Here is a 16,453-nt window from a genome sequence, read left to right as displayed (position 1 = left end):
TAAATAATAGTGCGTAAGTCCTAATATATTAATTTTTTAAATATATTTAAGTTTATAAAAATCAAAACCTTAAAACATTGTAGCGCGTAATTGAAGGTGGTCTTGCCGATTCGATCACTAGCCTTGTGTGAAAATAAACAGTAAAATTCCACCATTCTTTAGTCACATTTTTGATCTCCCATGAGCAATTTGTCTACTTTTTTGTGGTCGCATATTCGTACAGTTTCTCATTTCCCAAAACCTGGCGTGGACTTTTATGATTTAACGCCTTTGTTTATGAATAATTTGGATTCATTAACAGATGCTTTAATTGCCAGCATTCCTGCAGAAAAATTAGCTGAAGTTGAAAGCTTTATTGCTGTAGAAGCACGTGGTTTTGTATTGGCGAGCCTTTTGGCGCAGCGTACAGGCAAAGGTTTGGTACTTGTGCGTAAAGCAGGTAAATTACCACCACCAGTTGTGGGTGTAGGTTATAGCTTAGAATACGGTTTAGACCGCTTAGAAATGGCTGCCGATGTGCAAGCGCAAAAAGTCATTATTGTAGATGATGTATTGGCGACTGGCGGCACTTTAAAAGCAGTCAAACAATTGGCTGAAAAATGTGATCACCAAGTTTTGGGTGCTAGCATTTTCCTAGACTTGCCAGATTTACACAAAAATTTAGGTTTAGATATTTGGTCGGTATTGGATAATAAGTCTAAACCAGAACAAGCAGTGGCTTAATCCTTTTAGCTGTTGGAACTGCTGTAAAAAAGCCGGCTCACAATACTTGTGAGCCGGCTTTTTTAATGGCTGATGTTTAATTGATTATTTTACATGGATCGCTTTGGCTTTATTTAGCAAGATAAGCTTGTTCGATTTGTTGAATACAAGAATTAATATTTTCTGGATGTAATAAGCGATGATGCCCAGACTCAAAAGTAGAAGTCTGCATATAGTTTTCTAAAAATGCTTGTGCGGCATGCATATCCAAAATTTCATCGCCCAATTCTAAATAAGCCAATTGTGGAATATCGTGCTGCAAGTCGTCATCTGAAATTGCAGGATAATCACTGCGAAATGTGGGCGCTAAACTTGGATTTGCCACCACGCACGGAATATGATGTGACAAAGACATTTTGAGTGCCCAATAGCCACCTAGACTATGTCCCACCAAAATTTCAGGCTTAATTTTTTGGATGATATTGTGATAAAAATCGGCAACGGTTTGATAATTTAAGTTGCGATAATCGATATTGATACAAAATTTTTGTTTTGCATCTATGGCATGGAATTTAGTCGACTCCCGTGAGGAATCTAATCCATGTAAAAACAAGACTTTTAAAGCACATGTATTCATTGCCAGATTCACATAGTCGATTATTTTCATAGAACAGATTTCATAGTACAGATCGTGATTTTTAACTCGGTTTGGCTGAAACTAAAAATAGCGACCAAAAACGATCTTTTTCATCTATTTTCTGATCAATATTGTAGTGCGCTCGGGCAAAGAAAGAAGTTAGCTTTTGGTCTAAGTCAACAAAAAACTATAAAAGCAAGGGGCAATTAAAAAAATATATAGACCGAGTCAGAGAAGGCATACGAAATCGTGTCTAAATCTGCTATTCTATTGAACTTCTTTTTTAGTAATTATTCGAGGCAGAGATGACGCAACATAACGCTCAATCGACTTCTGAACCCATTATTTCCGAAAACGATTTAATTGCGCAGCGTCATGCCAAGTTAAAGCAAATTCAAGAACAAGCGCAGGCGAAGGGTACTAGTCCTTGGCCAAATACATTCAAGCGTGAGCATTATGCAGAAGACTTACAGGCACAATTTGCAGAAATTTCTAAAGAAGAAATTGAAGCAGGTGAAAAAGTCTATGTGTCTGTAGCGGGTCGTGTGATGCTGAACCGTGGTTCATTCATCGTGATTCAGGACATGACTGGACGTATTCAGTTGTATGTGGCACGTAAAGAACTTAGTGCGGAAACATTAGAGACGATTAAGAGCCTCGACTTGGGCGATATTATTGCAGTCAAAGGCTATATTGGTCGTTCAGGTAAAGGTGATTTATACGTTCATATTGAACATTTGGAATTATTGACCAAATCTTTACGTCCATTACCAGACAAATATCATGGTTTAAGCGATACCGAAGCAAAATACCGTAAGCGTTATTTAGACTTGATCGTGAATGAAGATACACGCAAGACTTTTGAAATTCGTGCCAAAGTGGTTTCGGGTATTCGTGCATTCTTAACCGAACAGCGTTTTATGGAAGTTGAAACGCCAATGATGCATGTGATTCCAGGCGGTGCATCTGCGCGTCCATTTGAAACGCATCATAATGCTTTAGATATGCCGTTATTCTTGCGTATTGCACCTGAATTATATTTAAAGCGTTTAGTGGTTGGTGGTTTTGAACGTGTGTTTGAAATTAACCGTAACTTCCGTAATGAAGGAGTGTCTACACGTCATAACCCTGAATTTACCATGATTGAGTTCTACCAAGCTTATGCCGACTATAAAGATTTAATGGCATTGACTGAGCAAATGCTAGAAAAACTGGCTTTGGATATTTTAGGTACTACTGATGTGCCGTATGGCGATGAAGTGTATAGCTTCAAAGGACCGTTCAAGAAAATTTCTATGTTTGATGCCATTCTTGAGCATAATCCACAATTCACCCCAGAAAATGTCAATGACCGTGATTTCTTGGCTAAATTTGTGCAGGAAGAATTGAAAGAGCAGGTGAAGCCAGGTTTTGGTTTAGGCAAACTACAAACGATTGTGTTTGAAGAAACCGTAGAAACTCAATTGCGTCAGCCGACGTTTATTACAGAATATCCTGCAGAAACGTCGCCTTTGGCACGCCGCAATGACGATAATCCACACATTACTGACCGTTTTGAGTTCTTTATTGGTGGTCGTGAGCTGGCAAACGGCTTCTCGGAGTTAAATGATCCAATTGACCAGGCAGAACGTTTCCAGGCACAGGTGGCTGAGAAAGATGCTGGCGATGATGAAGCAATGCATTACGATGCAGACTTTATTGAAGCCTTGGAATATGGCTTACCGCCAACAGCTGGTGAAGGCATCGGGATTGATCGTTTGGTCATGTTGTTTGCCAACGCTGCGAGTATCCGTGATGTGATTTTATTCCCTCACATGCGTCATAAAAACTAAGTTTTTGTGCATTGTTGACTACATAAAAATAACTTGCAGAAAGCAGGTTATTTTTTATTAAAACTTAAGAATTAAACACTTGCCACTAATTTTTTGATCATAGGTCGATGCTTTGACTCGCAAGCCATCAATCATGCTGCATTTGTAAATTCGGCCAAGCCACTTGTGCACCCCTTGGGTTGGTTTAAATAGCCATGTTTAAGAAATCTAATTTTTCTTGTGCGAATAATTGTGTTTCAATCGACTGATGCAATTCTGTCGTGGTTGTATTTAAGGGAAATCTACCAAATAAAAACCTTAGGATAATTATAAAACGTATTCATTCAATTAAAGGCTTTTTCTTCGGCTTTTAGATGACCCGCGCCAATTTCATAGCTGTGGTCTTGATTGCTATGTTTTACGCCCATTAAAAGAGTTATTGATCACGACGACCTAAGCTAAATTGTAGCCCAATTTGATCTGCACTGCGTTCATGCTGCACAAAAATTTCAGCATTGAAGCATCATCGTTTAAAGGTTCTTGCAGGACGAGTAGTTCAGGACTGTGCTTATACAAAAAACCAGCCAGCTGCGCCTACTCAAGTTTGGATTTGGTCTGTTCAATCTGTGACATGGGAGCATCTTAAAAAAATATTTTTTACTTTAAGTATTTTTTGTTCTGCGCGAAGCGCTAAATTAGATGAATAATCTATTAAGCTATTCACAAAGGAGCAGCTTTTAAGCGTGATTTGTATGTATTAAATTCAGCGAGAAAGACGTTAAACTTTAATGGATGACAGAATAAACTATTGATTAAATAAAACTTATACTACTTATTGGTTTTCTTTTATATGAACTTTTTACATATAAATATAATAAAACAAGCAATAGTCTGCATAACTAAGTCACTATAATGAAATTCAAATTCTATCTGTGTCATTCGTACACAAGTTTAAGTATATCCGGTGTGATCAATGTCAATAAATCAGGAAAGACTTACTCATCTTAAGCAGCTTGAAGCTGAGAGTATTCATATTATTCGTGAAGTTGCAGCCGAATTTGAAAATCCAGTCATGCTGTATTCGATTGGTAAAGATTCAGCGGTAATGTTGCATTTGGCTTTAAAAGCATTCTATCCAGCGAAACTGCCATTTCCACTGCTGCATGTGGATACGGGCTGGAAATTCAAAGACATGATCACTTTCCGTGACAACATGGCAAAACAACACGGTTTTGACTTGATTGTTCATCAGAATAAAGAAGGGGTTGAAGCAGGTATTAACCCGTTCGACCACGGTAGTTCTAAATATACCGACATCATGAAAACCCAAGGTTTAAAACAGGCTTTAGACAAATACGGTTTTGATGCGGCATTTGGTGGCGCGCGCCGTGATGAAGAAAAATCACGTGCCAAAGAGCGTGTTTATTCTTTCCGTGATGCAAAACATCGTTGGGATCCGAAAAATCAGCGTCCTGAGTTGTGGAATTTGTATAACGGCAAGGTCAATAAAGGCGAAAGCATTCGCGTGTTTCCATTGTCTAACTGGACCGAATTGGATATTTGGCAATACATTTACCTCGAAAGTATTCCATTAGTACCGTTGTATTTGGCTGCAGAACGTCCTGTGGTTGAGCGTAGCGGCACTTTAATTATGGTCGATGACGAACGTATGAGATTGCTAGAAGGTGAAGTTCCACAAATGAAATCTGTACGTTTCCGGACTTTAGGGTGTTATCCGCTTACGGGTGCAGTCGAGTCTGAAGCGAATACCTTGCCTGAAATTATTCAGGAAATGCTATTGGCAACCAGTTCAGAGCGTCAGGGTCGTATGATTGACCACGACGAAGCTGGCTCAATGGAAAAGAAAAAGCAAGAAGGTTACTTCTAATCTCTCCCGAAGAATTTCCTTAAACCCTTTTTATAAAGAGGGATTTATAAAAAGCGGAGCAAAGTCTCCCTTTTATAAAGGGAGATTTAGAGAGATTAAAGATTAAAAACCGATTTCTAAAGAATATGTGGAGCTTTGAGCAATGTCTCATCAATCGAATTTAATTAGCCAAGATATTTTGGCGTATTTAAAACAGCACGAAAACAAAGATCTACTGCGCTTTTTAACTTGCGGAAACGTAGATGATGGTAAATCGACATTAATTGGTCGTTTGTTGTATGACTCAAAGTTGATTTATGAAGATCAATTACAAGCCGTGACTCGCGACTCGAAAAAAGTCGGCACTACAGGTGATGCACCTGACTTGGCTTTATTGGTTGATGGTTTGCAAGCTGAGCGTGAGCAGGGTATTACCATTGATGTGGCTTATCGTTATTTCTCTACTGAAAAGCGTAAGTTCATCATCGCGGATACGCCAGGGCATGAGCAATATACACGTAACATGGCCACAGGTGCATCGACCTGTGACTTGGCGATTATTTTGATTGATGCACGTTATGGCGTTCAAACTCAAACCCGTCGTCATACCTTTATTGCGAGTTTGCTTGGGATCAAGAACATCATTGTTGCGATCAACAAGATGGACTTGGTGGAATTCTCTGAAACACGTTTCAATGAAATCCAGGCTGAATATGCGGCATTCGTTGCACAATTGGGTGACCGTAAACCAAGCAATATCATCTTTACGCCTATTTCTGCATTGAATGGCGATAACGTGGTGAACAAGTCGGCAAATACGCCGTGGTACACTGGTGAAACGTTGATGGGTACGCTTGAATCGGTAGAAATTAACCGTAGTTCAGCGAAGCAGGATTTCCGTTTCCCTGTGCAATACGTCAACCGTCCAAACCTCGACTTCCGTGGTTTCTGCGGCACAATTGCTTTGGGCGATATTCATGTGGGCGACCGCATTGTGGCCTTGCCATCTGGAAAAAGTTCGACAGTAAAAGAGATTGTGACTTTTGATGGCAATCTTGAACATGCAATTGCAGGTCAAGCGGTTACCTTAACCTTAAACGATGAAATTGATATTTCACGTGGTAATGTGTTGGTGCGTGAAGATCAGGCGCGTCCCGAAATATCACGTGCAGTAAATGCCACTGTGGTGTGGATGGCTGATCAGCCACTATCTATTGGCAAGTTATATAACTTAAAAATGGGTACGCAAACCGTTCCGGCAAAAGTCACAGCCATTCATTACCGTACCAACGTCAACACATTGGAAAAAGTTCAGGTGGATAAACTTGAGCTAAATGCAATTGCCAATGCCACCATCGAATTTGATGCACCAGTAGTCTTTGACCGTTATCAAGACAGCCGTTTCACCGGTTCGTTTATCTTCATCGATCGTTTGAATAACGTGACGATTGGTGCGGGTATGGTGGAAGAATCAGTTGAATGGTCTGCACATGATGAGCCTGTCACTGCAGAAGCACGTGCAGCACGTTTGGGTCAAAAACCAGCAGCAGTATGTATACCAAGCCAAGCACTTGAACAGGCGCAAGCGCTTGAAAGTTTGCTGATTCAGCAGGGTATTGTAGCGATTGCTAAAGCAGGTTTAGATGCTACACAGGTTGCATTACTCCGCGAAACAGGCATTGTGGTGATTAGTGATGTAAGCAGTGGAGTAGATGCAGAGTTGACTGCGATCAGTGCTGAAGAACTGGCAGAACAAATTATTACCCTCGTTCGTTTATAAAACTAGATTTGTTTGTAAAATAGAATCAACAGACCATAAAAAACCGCTTTCAGTTGAAAGCGGTTTTTTATGCGCGTTCGCTCTATTGGAAAGTTTGTTTTATAGCTAAATTCTAAAAACACTAGCACATGGAAACATCTGTTAAACCTCATTTCCTATGGTTTTAGGTGTGATAATAAATTAAGTATTCAGCTATAAGTCTGCTCTAAAGGGGCGCTATTGAGAAGTTTGAGCATGGGTGTGAAGTGGCCATAACTAATTGTTTGCGGTTGTATTTTAAACCCATTTTTTTCATAAAAATTTAAAGCAGTCTGTGTGCTAAAAATACTCATGTGCGATACATTTTTGCATTGTAAATCGCTTATTGCTTCAAAAAATAAGGCTTGACCAATACCACGTTGTTGTAATTCGGGCGCAACGGCATGTTGTAAAATTTGCCCGCGATCACTGATCATAATAAAGCCGACCACCACATGTTGTAACACATAGACCCAACAATTGTTGTAATGCAGCAGCATTAAAATATTTTCATAGCTTTTATTTTCTAGCCATGCCTGAATTTTGGCTTCATTGCGTTGATGATCTTGAATACAAGAGCGAATACTGGCATGTAATACCGCAACCAAATTGGCGACATCTTGAATTTGTGCAGCTCTAATCATCTAGGCTTATGCTGATAGATAAAAACAAGGCTCTATTGGAAGCGAAAAGCATTTAAAGAAATAGCAGAAAATTGTTATGTTTTGCTGCGTTATACTGTTGCACAAGACCTATTTTTAAGATGATCGGTATCATTGTGTAATTGAAAACTGCACTTTTTAAGCGATGCACGGATGAATCATCCGTTAAAGCCCGAGCGTTGAAGTGTAGAGTGGTGAATAGACGCTAAGTCCTGAAATGGTTATACTTTATTGAAACGCCTGAAATAAGAGCGAAAACCAAGATGGCAAAACTATTGTTATGGATTTTGTTGTTGATTGCTGTTTATGCGGTCTGGAAAGTCTGGTTCAAAATAAAAATAAATCGTACTTTTCAGCAAAGCTGTCAAGATATTGCTAATATTGTCCAAGACCCGATTACCCATAAAGCACCGCGTCCTGTAGAAGAAGTGGTGGAAGAAGTTGCAGAATACGAACAGCAATTATTTGATGATATCGCAGAAATATTTTTGAGCTTAAAAGTATCAAGTCGTGACCCTGAAGATGCCGAAACCATTCAACAAGAAGTGCTGAATAAAATGCCTGCCAAAGCGCATACGCAAATTCGCTATTTAGACTTGGGAGAATGGTCGATTTACTGGTGTTTTTACGAGCAATCACTCGAATATTATGTCGGTAAATATGGTATTTTTATTAGCCATGTAGACCGTTTTGGGCAAGAGCATAAATACAATAATTCAGAGCAATTTTAAGCAGATTAATTTTTATACCTGATTTTCTGTTTATGGTTATACAGGGTTTTCTTGTAAGTTGAATTGCAGCAGCATCTTCTGGTCAGTAACGCGTTTAGTTAAATATTGAGTTTTGCGCTATATTCCAGAAAACAGGTATTATGCCTGTTTCTTTTACATAGGCAGCAACAATGTCAGTTTTAGAAATCATTGCTGTGTTGATTAGTGTTTTAGGTGTGACGCTAACCATCAAACGCCATATTGCTTGTTGGGTGGTGAATTTTATTGCCTGTTTGTTGTATGCCTACTTGTTCTTTGAATATCAATTGTATGGCGAGACGGTATTACAAACACTATTTATGGGCATGGCTGTTTATGGTTTTTTTCAGTGGAAAACAGCACAGCAACAAAAACAACATATCGTCATTCAAAGCTTGCCACTCTCTAAAATGTGGCTGCAAATTGCACTAAGTAGCATACTGGGTTTATTGTTTGGGCTGAGTTTAAAGTGGTGGACGCAAGCTGCACTGCCTTTATTGGATGCTCAACTGGCCGCCATGAGTCTATTAGCAACCTATTGGACCAGTCGTAAATACTTGGCAACATGGGTGTTATGGATTGTGGTTGATCTGGTATATATCGGTATGTTTATTTACAAAGAGTTGCTGTTAACGGCTGTGTTATATGCAGGCTTTGTGGTTCTGGCTTATTTGGGGTGGCGTGAATGGCATAAAATCCGACAACAACATACAGTACATGCTGCGCAGCGATGAGTAATTTAATTGATTTTAAACAGGTGCTGCTTAAACAATTTGATTTATTGGCATTGGATATTTTGGCGTATCCTGAGTGCTATTTACAGTTTGATTCGATTGCAGATTTTTACCAAGTCCAGTGGTTAGATGATTTTCCCAAAGGGACGACATGGTGTGCCACGGGACTTGATGATGGCGCAGAGCATTTTTATGCCAAAATTGAATTTTGTGGGCATTATTTAATTATTTATAGTCACGAAACCTATGCCGCAGAATTTGGCATCATTCACACAGAATAGACAAAATAAAGTCAATGACAGCAGAAGGAAAAAACGCTTTAATAGCCTGAAAATAAAGTTGTATGTAGGATATAAAACAACTTATACCTGTTGAGCATCAGCTAAATTATATTGCACGATGATGCTAAACCTACTCCATCAATAAACAAAATAAAAGGAACTCAAATGGCTCATCAATTTACTGTAAACGCGACGATTCATGGCGTTTCAATTGACGAATTTAAGCGTTTAGTGGCAGATGTTGCTTTGCATGAAGCAGTTTGCAAGCGTATTCCTGGTGAAAATTTGGAAATTTTAGAATCTAAAAAAAATGGTGATATTTACACTTTACGCCGTGCCTATAATTTGGATGTTAATATTCCCGATATGGCTAAAAAATTATTAAAAGATGCATTTCGTTTAAAACGAAATGATGTGACCCATTTAACTACCCTAACTTCAACCGTGGAGCTTGGTGCAAACTTGCCTTTAGAGGCCAAAGGTGAGCGTAGCGTGACGGGCGATCATGACAAAATTGATATTCAATTAAACTGGACAATTAAGGTTAAAGTGCCATTGATTGGCGGTATGTTGGAAAAACATGCAGAAGGGGAGATTCGTCGTTTCAGTGAGTTGGAAATTGGCATTGTGGAAGATGAGCTTAAGAAAAATTTAGCGGCTTAATTCTTCATTTCTACTAGAAAAGATTGCACATTTTAGGTGTAGGCTTATTCATTTAAAATTATATTGTGGAATAAGCCTTAGAGATAGGTTAGTGCAACAAAGCCTCACTACGGTATAAATAAGCATTCATGATAATGCTCCCTCCTAGCATTGTGTAACTTAAACTCATCTTAATCTTTTCAACGCAGCCGACCTAGAGGCGAACAGCAACATGCCGTTCTCATAATTGCAAGATTTGCAGAACCTTGACATCTTAGCCTTTGATCGTAGCATTAAAAAACCCACGTAAACACGTGGGTCTTTTGCTATTTAAAGCGATCACTGATTATTCAAGGAATTTTACAGTCACGCCAGCACGTACTTTACGACCTAAATCGTTTGCATCCCAGTTGGTTAAACGGATACAACCATGCGACGCCGTTTTTGAAATGGTCGATGGGTTTGGTGTACCGTGAATACCGAAAGATTTTTTACTTAAACCAATCCAGATATTCCCTACAGGGCCGTTAGGACCTGGTGGTAAAGATAGCGGTTTTAAGTTTTTGCCCTGAATAAAGTTACTTGGCGAATAGCTGTACCATGGGTTTGGTGCAACACCTGTCACTTTATAAGTCCCTGTTGGCGATGGTGTATCTGAACTGCCAATGGTTGCAGGGAATGAGCCGACCATTTGGTTTTGTTTGTTGAACAAATACAGTTGTTTTGCACCTTTGTGCGCCACAATCAGGTGAATATCTTCAGGTAAGTCATTGCGAACATTCGTCACCAATAACTTTTCACCCACTTTGTTAAATGTTGCATTCGGATTTAATTTCTTTAAGAAATTTTCATCCATGTGGAATTTTTCACCCAACATTTCACTCACGCGGGTATAGTACAAGCCTTTCATTTTGGCTTGTTCTGCGTAGTCATGTGGAATAGATTTCGCATAAGGACCTTTTAAATCCGCTTCAGTAACCGTGTATTCTATAAATGCAGGGCGGGAACCTTGACGTGCAACCAGCGCATCCCAAGTTTCTTTGGTTAAAATACCCGTTGGACTAATGCCATTCATTTGCTGGAAAGATGCAATCGCTTTTAGGGTGTTCTTACCACTGGTACCATCAATTGCGCCTGGAGAAGCATGTGAATTGTTCAGCATCACATGTGCACGTGCATACACAGGGAACTGACCTTTACCAATATTTTCATACCAAGTGGCGTTATTTAAGCCATCTAACGTCCATGAAGCTTTTGCTGCTGTATTGGTTGTAGCAGCCTGGCTTGCTGAATTTGTGGTTGGTGCAGTGCCTACATCGGCAGTGGTATCTTCAGTTTTGTGAAGATCATCCAAAGTTTTTGATGCTGTATTTAAATCATTTTGTTCTTGTTGCGTTATAGCAGTTTCTGTTCCATTCAGATTATTTTGTGCAGCTGATGCTTCTGTCGCTAAAGGATCAATCGGATCTTCAATAGCGTTATTGTTAATCACTTGTGGATTTAACGGTTGTTCAGCAGTAGATGCAGCAAAAGTAGTTCCTGCAAAAATGCAACTTAAACTCATTGCGAGTATTGTGCGAACTAACATGTAATTCAACCTTGAGAATTATTCATTTACATAGATAAAAACTAGCCAAGTATTACAGAAAAACTAAGGAGATGCAGTAGTTGTTTTGTGTAATTATGCAAGATAACTCCTTTTTTACTATGACTTTTGTTTATGTGATGTATTTCACATAAATATGAATTGAAAAGGCGAGCCAGAAATCAAGTTATTAAAACTTCAACCTTTTTGATATGATGGCTGCAAGATTGAAAATGAGTTGGGAAAGTAAATGACGACCTTAAAAAATGATCGTTTTCTTCGTGCCTTATTACGTGAGCCAGTAGATTGCACCCCCGTCTGGATGATGCGTCAGGCAGGACGTTATTTACCAGAATATCGTGCAACACGTGCGCAGGCAGGAGATTTTCTTTCTCTGTGCAAAAATACTGAATTTGCCTGTGAGGTAACTTTACAGCCTTTGCGTCGTTATGAATTAGATGCTGCTATTTTATTTTCAGATATTTTAACAGTTCCCGATGCACTAGGCTTAGGTCTGTATTTTGAAGCAGGCGAAGGGCCAAAGTTTCGTAAAACGGTACGTACTGAGCAAGACGTTGCCAATTTACCAAAATTTAACGCCAAGTCAGACTTAGACTATGTCATGAATGCGGTATCGACCATTCGTTCTGCTTTGGGTGGACAAGTGCCTTTGATTGGTTTTTCAGGCAGCCCGTGGACTTTGGCAACATACATGGTGGAAGGTGGTTCAAGCAAAGATTTCCGTTTCATCAAACAGATGCTGTATGCACAGCCTGAAGTTTTACATGCACTATTAGACCGTTTAGCCAATGCAGTGACTGAATATTTAAATGCACAAATTGATGCAGGCGCACAGGCTGTTCAAATTTTTGACAGTTGGGGCGGTGCATTAGCACATCGTGAATATATTGAATTTTCATTGAATTATATGCAAAAGATTGTGTCAGGTCTGCAGCGTGAAAAAGATGGCCGTAAAACTCCTGTTATTTTATTCACCAAAGGCGGTGGTCAATGGCTTGAGCCAATGATTGCAACAGGTGCAGATGCCTTTGGTTTGGACTGGACAACACCACTGAATGTGGCACGTCAAACTGTAAATGGTCGTGCGGCTTTACAAGGAAACTTAGACCCTGCCACTTTATATGGTTCACCTGAAGCGATTGCCAAAGCTACTCGTGCAATGCTGGATGATGCTTACGCCAATGGTGAAAAAACTGGTTATGTGGCCAACTTGGGTCATGGTATTACCCAATGGGTTGACCCTGAACGTCCTAAAGTGTTTATCGATACCGTACATGAATACAGCGCTAAATATCTATAATAAAAGCAATCATATAGATCAGTTAGTTGTAGATGGAAATGGGTAACGTGAGCTTCAGTCGGGTCGTCAAATCATGATGTGGCGAACATGGCTGAAGTCAGGATTTGAATTTTCGACTAAGGCAGCTTCGGCTGCCTTATTTGGAATTTTATTGCTGATTGCATTTGCATTTACAGCACCTATGGCCAGTCAGGAATATTTTGGCTTTTTTCGTTATGACTATTTGCTGTTTTATGCCTTAATCATTCAGGTTTGTCTTTTATATTTAAAACTAGAATCTTGGGCTGAAGCGAAAGTCATCGCCTTGTTTCATATTTTAGCGATGATTATGGAAATTTTTTTAACCCATCCACAAATTGCATCGTGGCAATATCCTCAACCTGCTGTCTTTAAAATTACGACCGTACCGCTTTTTGCAGGCTTTATGTATTCTGCAGTTGGCAGTTTCTTTGCGCGTTCTTTGCGTTTGTATCGGGTATCTTTACGGAATTTGCCGACTTTTGGCAATATGCTGGCCTTGGCAGTGTTGTCTTATCTCAACTTCATGAGCAAGTTTTTTTTCCCCGATATTCGTTATGGCTTGTTTGCGTGGAGCGTTATAATTTTCTGGAAAACCAAAATTCGTTTTCAATTACAGCAGTCTCAATTGCAACTGCCGATGTTGCCTGTATTGCTGCTGTTGGCTTTTATTATTTGGGTGGCAGAAAACATTAGCACCTTTTATCAAATTTGGTTGTATCCAAGTCAGGTTGATTCGTGGCACATGGTCGGCTGGGGCAAACTAGGTTCTTGGTACTTGTTGCTGCTATTGAGTCTAGTTTTAGTCATGCAAATACTTGGTATTCGTGATGCTCAAGGACGATGGACACTTAAAGATGAGGCTCCGAAAACAGACTCAATTCAGGGATGATCTTACGCTACAAAAATAATGCATGACTTTGGTATAAATGTTTTGCCTTCTGAGTGACATCTCGCTATCTTAAAGCGGTGTAATAAAAGTTACACAAAGCAATAATAATGATTCGAAGCATAACTTTTCGGATAATAAATTTCTGGAGTACGACTATGATGAAAAAATTAGCATTGGCTGCAGTGTTGGCAGTGGGTTCTACAGCAGCATTTGCAGACCGTGATGCAGGTTGTGGTATCGGTTCACAAGTTTGGGCAGGTCAGTCTGGTAAAGTGGCTAAAATTTTAGCAGCAACCACCAACGGTATTTTTGCTAACCAATTATTTGGTATTACATTTGGTACTTTAGGTTGTAGCGGTACAGGTACAGTAACTGCACAAGTCGTAACTTTTACCAATGAAAATGCTGAATCATTGGCACGTGATATGGCAGTTGGTGAAGGTGAAAGCTTAAACGTATTGGCTGAATTACTAAGCATTAAAGCTGAAGACAAAGCACACTTCTTTACAGTTTCTAAGCAAAACTTTGCTTCAATCTATTCTGCAGAAAATCAAACGTCTTTAGAAGTTCTGGCTTCTTTACAAAACGTAATGGCAAATGATGACGTATTAAAAGCATACGTTTAAGTTTGAATGAAAACCCTGTGTAATTGCAGGGTTTTTTTATAGCACAAGAATACGTTTAAGCCTAAATATGTATATAAAATTTATAAAATGTCCATGAAATCAATTGTTTTAATTAGTTTAGTTTTTTTATCTCCTACGGTTTTTGCTTTATCTTCTGAAATATCAACCAGCCTGACTCAACAACTTTCTCCAAGTTCTGTGGCACAAAGGGCTGAAACTTTAGCCACATCTGCAAGCAATTATGTGCAAAAAGCCAAAGATTTGCACTTAGCAGAACAGGTGACTTGGCAGCGCTTAATGTATGCGCAGCAAGGCAAAAGTGAAGTGCAATATGCGGGCTATTTTGTGTTGGAACAAGGTGGAAGCAATTTAGACCAAGAGTTACTTCGCAATGTGCAGGCATTATTTGAAACAGCGCCTGCCAATCAATCGGTGCAGTGTAAATTTCCTGCACGCAGTCGTTGGCTGATTGAACAATTAAATATTCCTCAACAGGACTTAGCACAGGTGCAATGCCCTGAATTGGATGAATGGATTGGGCAAATTAAGCCCTATAAAGCAGTGCTGATTTATGCCACAGACTTTATGGGCAATCCAAGCTCTATGTTCGGGCATACTTTGTTGCGATTAGACCCGAAAGATCAAAAACAACTGAATTTAATTTCCTATGCTGTCAATTATGCAGCAACCGTCACTGGCAGTGAAGGTTGGTCTTATGCATGGAAAGGACTTACAGGGCAATATCCAGGTGAATATTCACTGATGCCGTATTACCGCAAAGTAAAAGAATATGGCGATTTAGAAAGCCGTGATTTATGGGAATATGAACTGGCACTGAATGAACAAGAAACCACCTTTTTAGTGCAGCACATTTGGGAAATGAAGCATGTGCAATTCCCTTATTATTTTATTAGTGATAATTGCGCCTATCGTTTACTAGGGTTAATTGATCTGGTACGCCCTGAACTGAATTTACAACAACAATTTAAAGTGGCATCTATCCCAATTGAAACGTTGAAAGCTATAGAACAGGAAAACTTAGTTGCCGATGTAGTTTATCGTCCTGCTTTGGAAACCCAGTTATTGGCACAAGCTCGACAGCATGGTACGGCTTTGGCAAAAACAGCGCATCAAGTGGCTGAAGCAGAACCTGAAAATGTGGCGGCAGTTTTGCAAAATCACAGCCAAATCGATCAAGCTAAAATTCTGGAAATGGCCTATGACGATTTGTATCTAAAACTGATTGGACGCAAAATTGAAGCCAATGCCGCGCAACCGCGACTTAGACAAATTTTAAGTTTAAGAAGTCAGATCAATTTAGAAAAACAACGTCAGGATGTCGCACGCCCTCAGGTTGATCCTGTACAGGGGCATCATGCACGCAATTTTGCGGTGCGTACTGGCGAAGTGCAAGGCGAGCATTTTGTAGAGTTGAGTCATCGACAGGCTTACCATGATTTGCTTGATCCGCAAGGTGGTTTTCGTACAGGGACCCAACTCAACTTTTTAGAAGTTTCTGTGCAATATCGTGAAGACCGCTTAAAACTGAATCAGTTAGATTTACTCTCGGTGAATTCTTATAACCCGTTGACCGCATTTAAAACATCACTCAGTTGGGGCTTTAATTTGGGTTGGCAGCAAGAAGCCTTGAATTCACATGGTGCTTTTAGCGAAACAGAACAGCATGGTGTTTTGAGTTTAAAAACACAGTTTGGTTATAGCGTGGCTAATCAAGCGCGTGAGCATTTATGTTATGCACAAATTCAAAATCACGTGCAAGCGGGTAAGGCTTTAGACAAAGGCTGGCGTGTTGGAATTGGCCCAACACTGGGTTGTCAAAATATCTGGTCAGCACGCATGAATAGTTTGGTTCAGCTTGAATTACCGTATTGGGAAGATCGTCACCAATGGCAATTTAAGCTGAACAGCCAGTTGCAATATGTACTCAACCCGCAGCATGTGTTGCGATTGGGTTGGGAATATCAACATCAGGACAAACAGGACTGGAACAAGACCAGTTTAGGCTATGTGCATTTTTTTTAAAGAGCTGTTGAATTTATATTGAATTGTAAAAAACCAGCTAAATTGTAAAAAACCAGCTAAACAAGTTGAGTTGCTGGTGAAACCC

General features: G+C 39.6%; 15 protein-coding genes. 12 read left to right on the top strand and 3 right to left on the bottom strand.

Features of this window, described 5'->3' with window-relative positions; genetic code table 11:
• The first annotated feature begins 180 nt into the window (after positions 1 to 180).
• The gene (locus B2W49_RS06135; protein WP_291335501.1) at positions 181 to 723 is read left to right on the top strand and encodes an adenine phosphoribosyltransferase; all 543 of its coding nucleotides are present in this window, start codon (positions 181 to 183) and stop codon (positions 721 to 723) included.
• 109 nt (positions 724 to 832) lie between these two features.
• On the opposite strand, the gene B2W49_RS06130 is transcribed toward B2W49_RS06135, so the two are convergent.
• Positions 833 to 1,339, bottom strand: a complete 507-nt coding sequence (locus B2W49_RS06130; RefSeq protein WP_291335522.1) for a YqiA/YcfP family alpha/beta fold hydrolase — start codon at positions 1,337 to 1,339, stop codon at positions 833 to 835.
• A 305-nt stretch (positions 1,340 to 1,644) separates the two neighbouring features.
• Here B2W49_RS06130 and lysS point away from each other — a divergent pair, with 305 nt between their 5' ends.
• The 3 genes from lysS (at position 1,645) to cysN (ending at position 6,797) form a co-directional block, all read left to right on the top strand.
• A complete protein-coding gene (lysS, locus tag B2W49_RS06125) occupies positions 1,645 to 3,171 on the top strand; it encodes a lysine--tRNA ligase (protein ID WP_291335499.1) in 1,527 nt (508 codons plus the stop codon).
• A 958-nt stretch (positions 3,172 to 4,129) separates the two neighbouring features.
• Positions 4,130 to 5,038 (top strand): sulfate adenylyltransferase subunit CysD, encoded by a 909-nt coding sequence (gene cysD, locus B2W49_RS06120; RefSeq protein WP_026438161.1) that lies wholly within the window; start codon positions 4,130 to 4,132, stop codon positions 5,036 to 5,038.
• Between the two features lie 142 nt (positions 5,039 to 5,180).
• The gene (gene cysN / locus B2W49_RS06115; protein WP_291335497.1) at positions 5,181 to 6,797 is read left to right on the top strand and encodes a sulfate adenylyltransferase subunit CysN; all 1,617 of its coding nucleotides are present in this window, start codon (positions 5,181 to 5,183) and stop codon (positions 6,795 to 6,797) included.
• A 188-nt stretch (positions 6,798 to 6,985) separates the two neighbouring features.
• Here the strand turns inward: cysN and B2W49_RS06110 are convergent, their stop codons facing one another.
• Positions 6,986 to 7,459 carry a GNAT family N-acetyltransferase gene (locus tag B2W49_RS06110; protein ID WP_291335495.1) on the bottom strand — a complete coding sequence of 158 codons (474 nt, stop codon included), beginning with the start codon at positions 7,457 to 7,459 and terminating at the stop codon, positions 6,986 to 6,988.
• A 281-nt stretch (positions 7,460 to 7,740) separates the two neighbouring features.
• Between B2W49_RS06110 and B2W49_RS06105 the strand changes: the two genes are divergently transcribed.
• The 4 genes from B2W49_RS06105 to B2W49_RS06090 all read left to right on the top strand — a co-directional run bounded on the left by B2W49_RS06105 (position 7,741) and on the right by B2W49_RS06090 (position 9,904).
• Entirely contained in the window at positions 7,741 to 8,208 is a 468-nt protein-coding gene (locus B2W49_RS06105; protein WP_291335493.1) for a hypothetical protein, read from the top strand.
• Between the two features lie 170 nt (positions 8,209 to 8,378).
• Positions 8,379 to 8,960, top strand: a complete 582-nt coding sequence (pnuC, locus tag B2W49_RS06100; protein WP_291335492.1) for a nicotinamide riboside transporter PnuC — start codon at positions 8,379 to 8,381, stop codon at positions 8,958 to 8,960.
• The gene (locus tag B2W49_RS06095) at positions 8,957 to 9,241 is read left to right on the top strand and encodes a hypothetical protein (protein WP_291335490.1); all 285 of its coding nucleotides are present in this window, start codon (positions 8,957 to 8,959) and stop codon (positions 9,239 to 9,241) included. Before pnuC ends, B2W49_RS06095 begins: the two co-directional genes overlap by 4 nt.
• 165 nt (positions 9,242 to 9,406) lie before the next feature.
• A complete protein-coding gene (locus B2W49_RS06090; RefSeq protein WP_291335488.1) occupies positions 9,407 to 9,904 on the top strand; it encodes a DUF2505 family protein in 498 nt (165 codons plus the stop codon).
• Between the two features lie 325 nt (positions 9,905 to 10,229).
• On the opposite strand, the gene B2W49_RS06085 is transcribed toward B2W49_RS06090, so the two are convergent.
• Complete coding sequence (locus tag B2W49_RS06085) at positions 10,230 to 11,471, bottom strand: L,D-transpeptidase family protein (RefSeq protein ID WP_291335486.1); 1,242 nt, start codon at positions 11,469 to 11,471, stop codon at positions 10,230 to 10,232.
• Between the two features lie 247 nt (positions 11,472 to 11,718).
• Between B2W49_RS06085 and hemE the strand changes: the two genes are divergently transcribed.
• From hemE to B2W49_RS06065, 4 genes are all read left to right on the top strand, one after another.
• The gene (gene hemE, locus B2W49_RS06080; RefSeq protein ID WP_291335484.1) at positions 11,719 to 12,789 is read left to right on the top strand and encodes a uroporphyrinogen decarboxylase; all 1,071 of its coding nucleotides are present in this window, start codon (positions 11,719 to 11,721) and stop codon (positions 12,787 to 12,789) included.
• A 76-nt stretch (positions 12,790 to 12,865) separates the two neighbouring features.
• Positions 12,866 to 13,699, top strand: coding sequence for a DUF817 family protein (locus B2W49_RS06075; protein ID WP_291335518.1), 834 nt, complete (start codon positions 12,866 to 12,868; stop codon positions 13,697 to 13,699).
• A 155-nt stretch (positions 13,700 to 13,854) separates the two neighbouring features.
• Complete coding sequence (locus B2W49_RS06070; protein WP_168417733.1) at positions 13,855 to 14,325, top strand: DUF3015 family protein; 471 nt, start codon at positions 13,855 to 13,857, stop codon at positions 14,323 to 14,325.
• A gap of 93 nt (positions 14,326 to 14,418) precedes the next feature.
• On the top strand, positions 14,419 to 16,368 hold the full coding sequence (locus B2W49_RS06065; RefSeq protein ID WP_291335480.1) for a DUF4105 domain-containing protein: 1,950 nt from the start codon (positions 14,419 to 14,421) through the stop codon (positions 16,366 to 16,368).
• The last annotated feature ends 85 nt before the right edge of the window (positions 16,369 to 16,453 follow it).

The sequence above is a fragment of the Acinetobacter sp. UBA801 genome, from assembly GCA_002296655.1.
Lineage (GTDB): Bacteria > Pseudomonadota > Gammaproteobacteria > Pseudomonadales > Moraxellaceae > Acinetobacter.
Note: the sequence above shows the minus strand (reverse complement) of the source record. Positions and strands in the feature narration are given on the sequence as shown.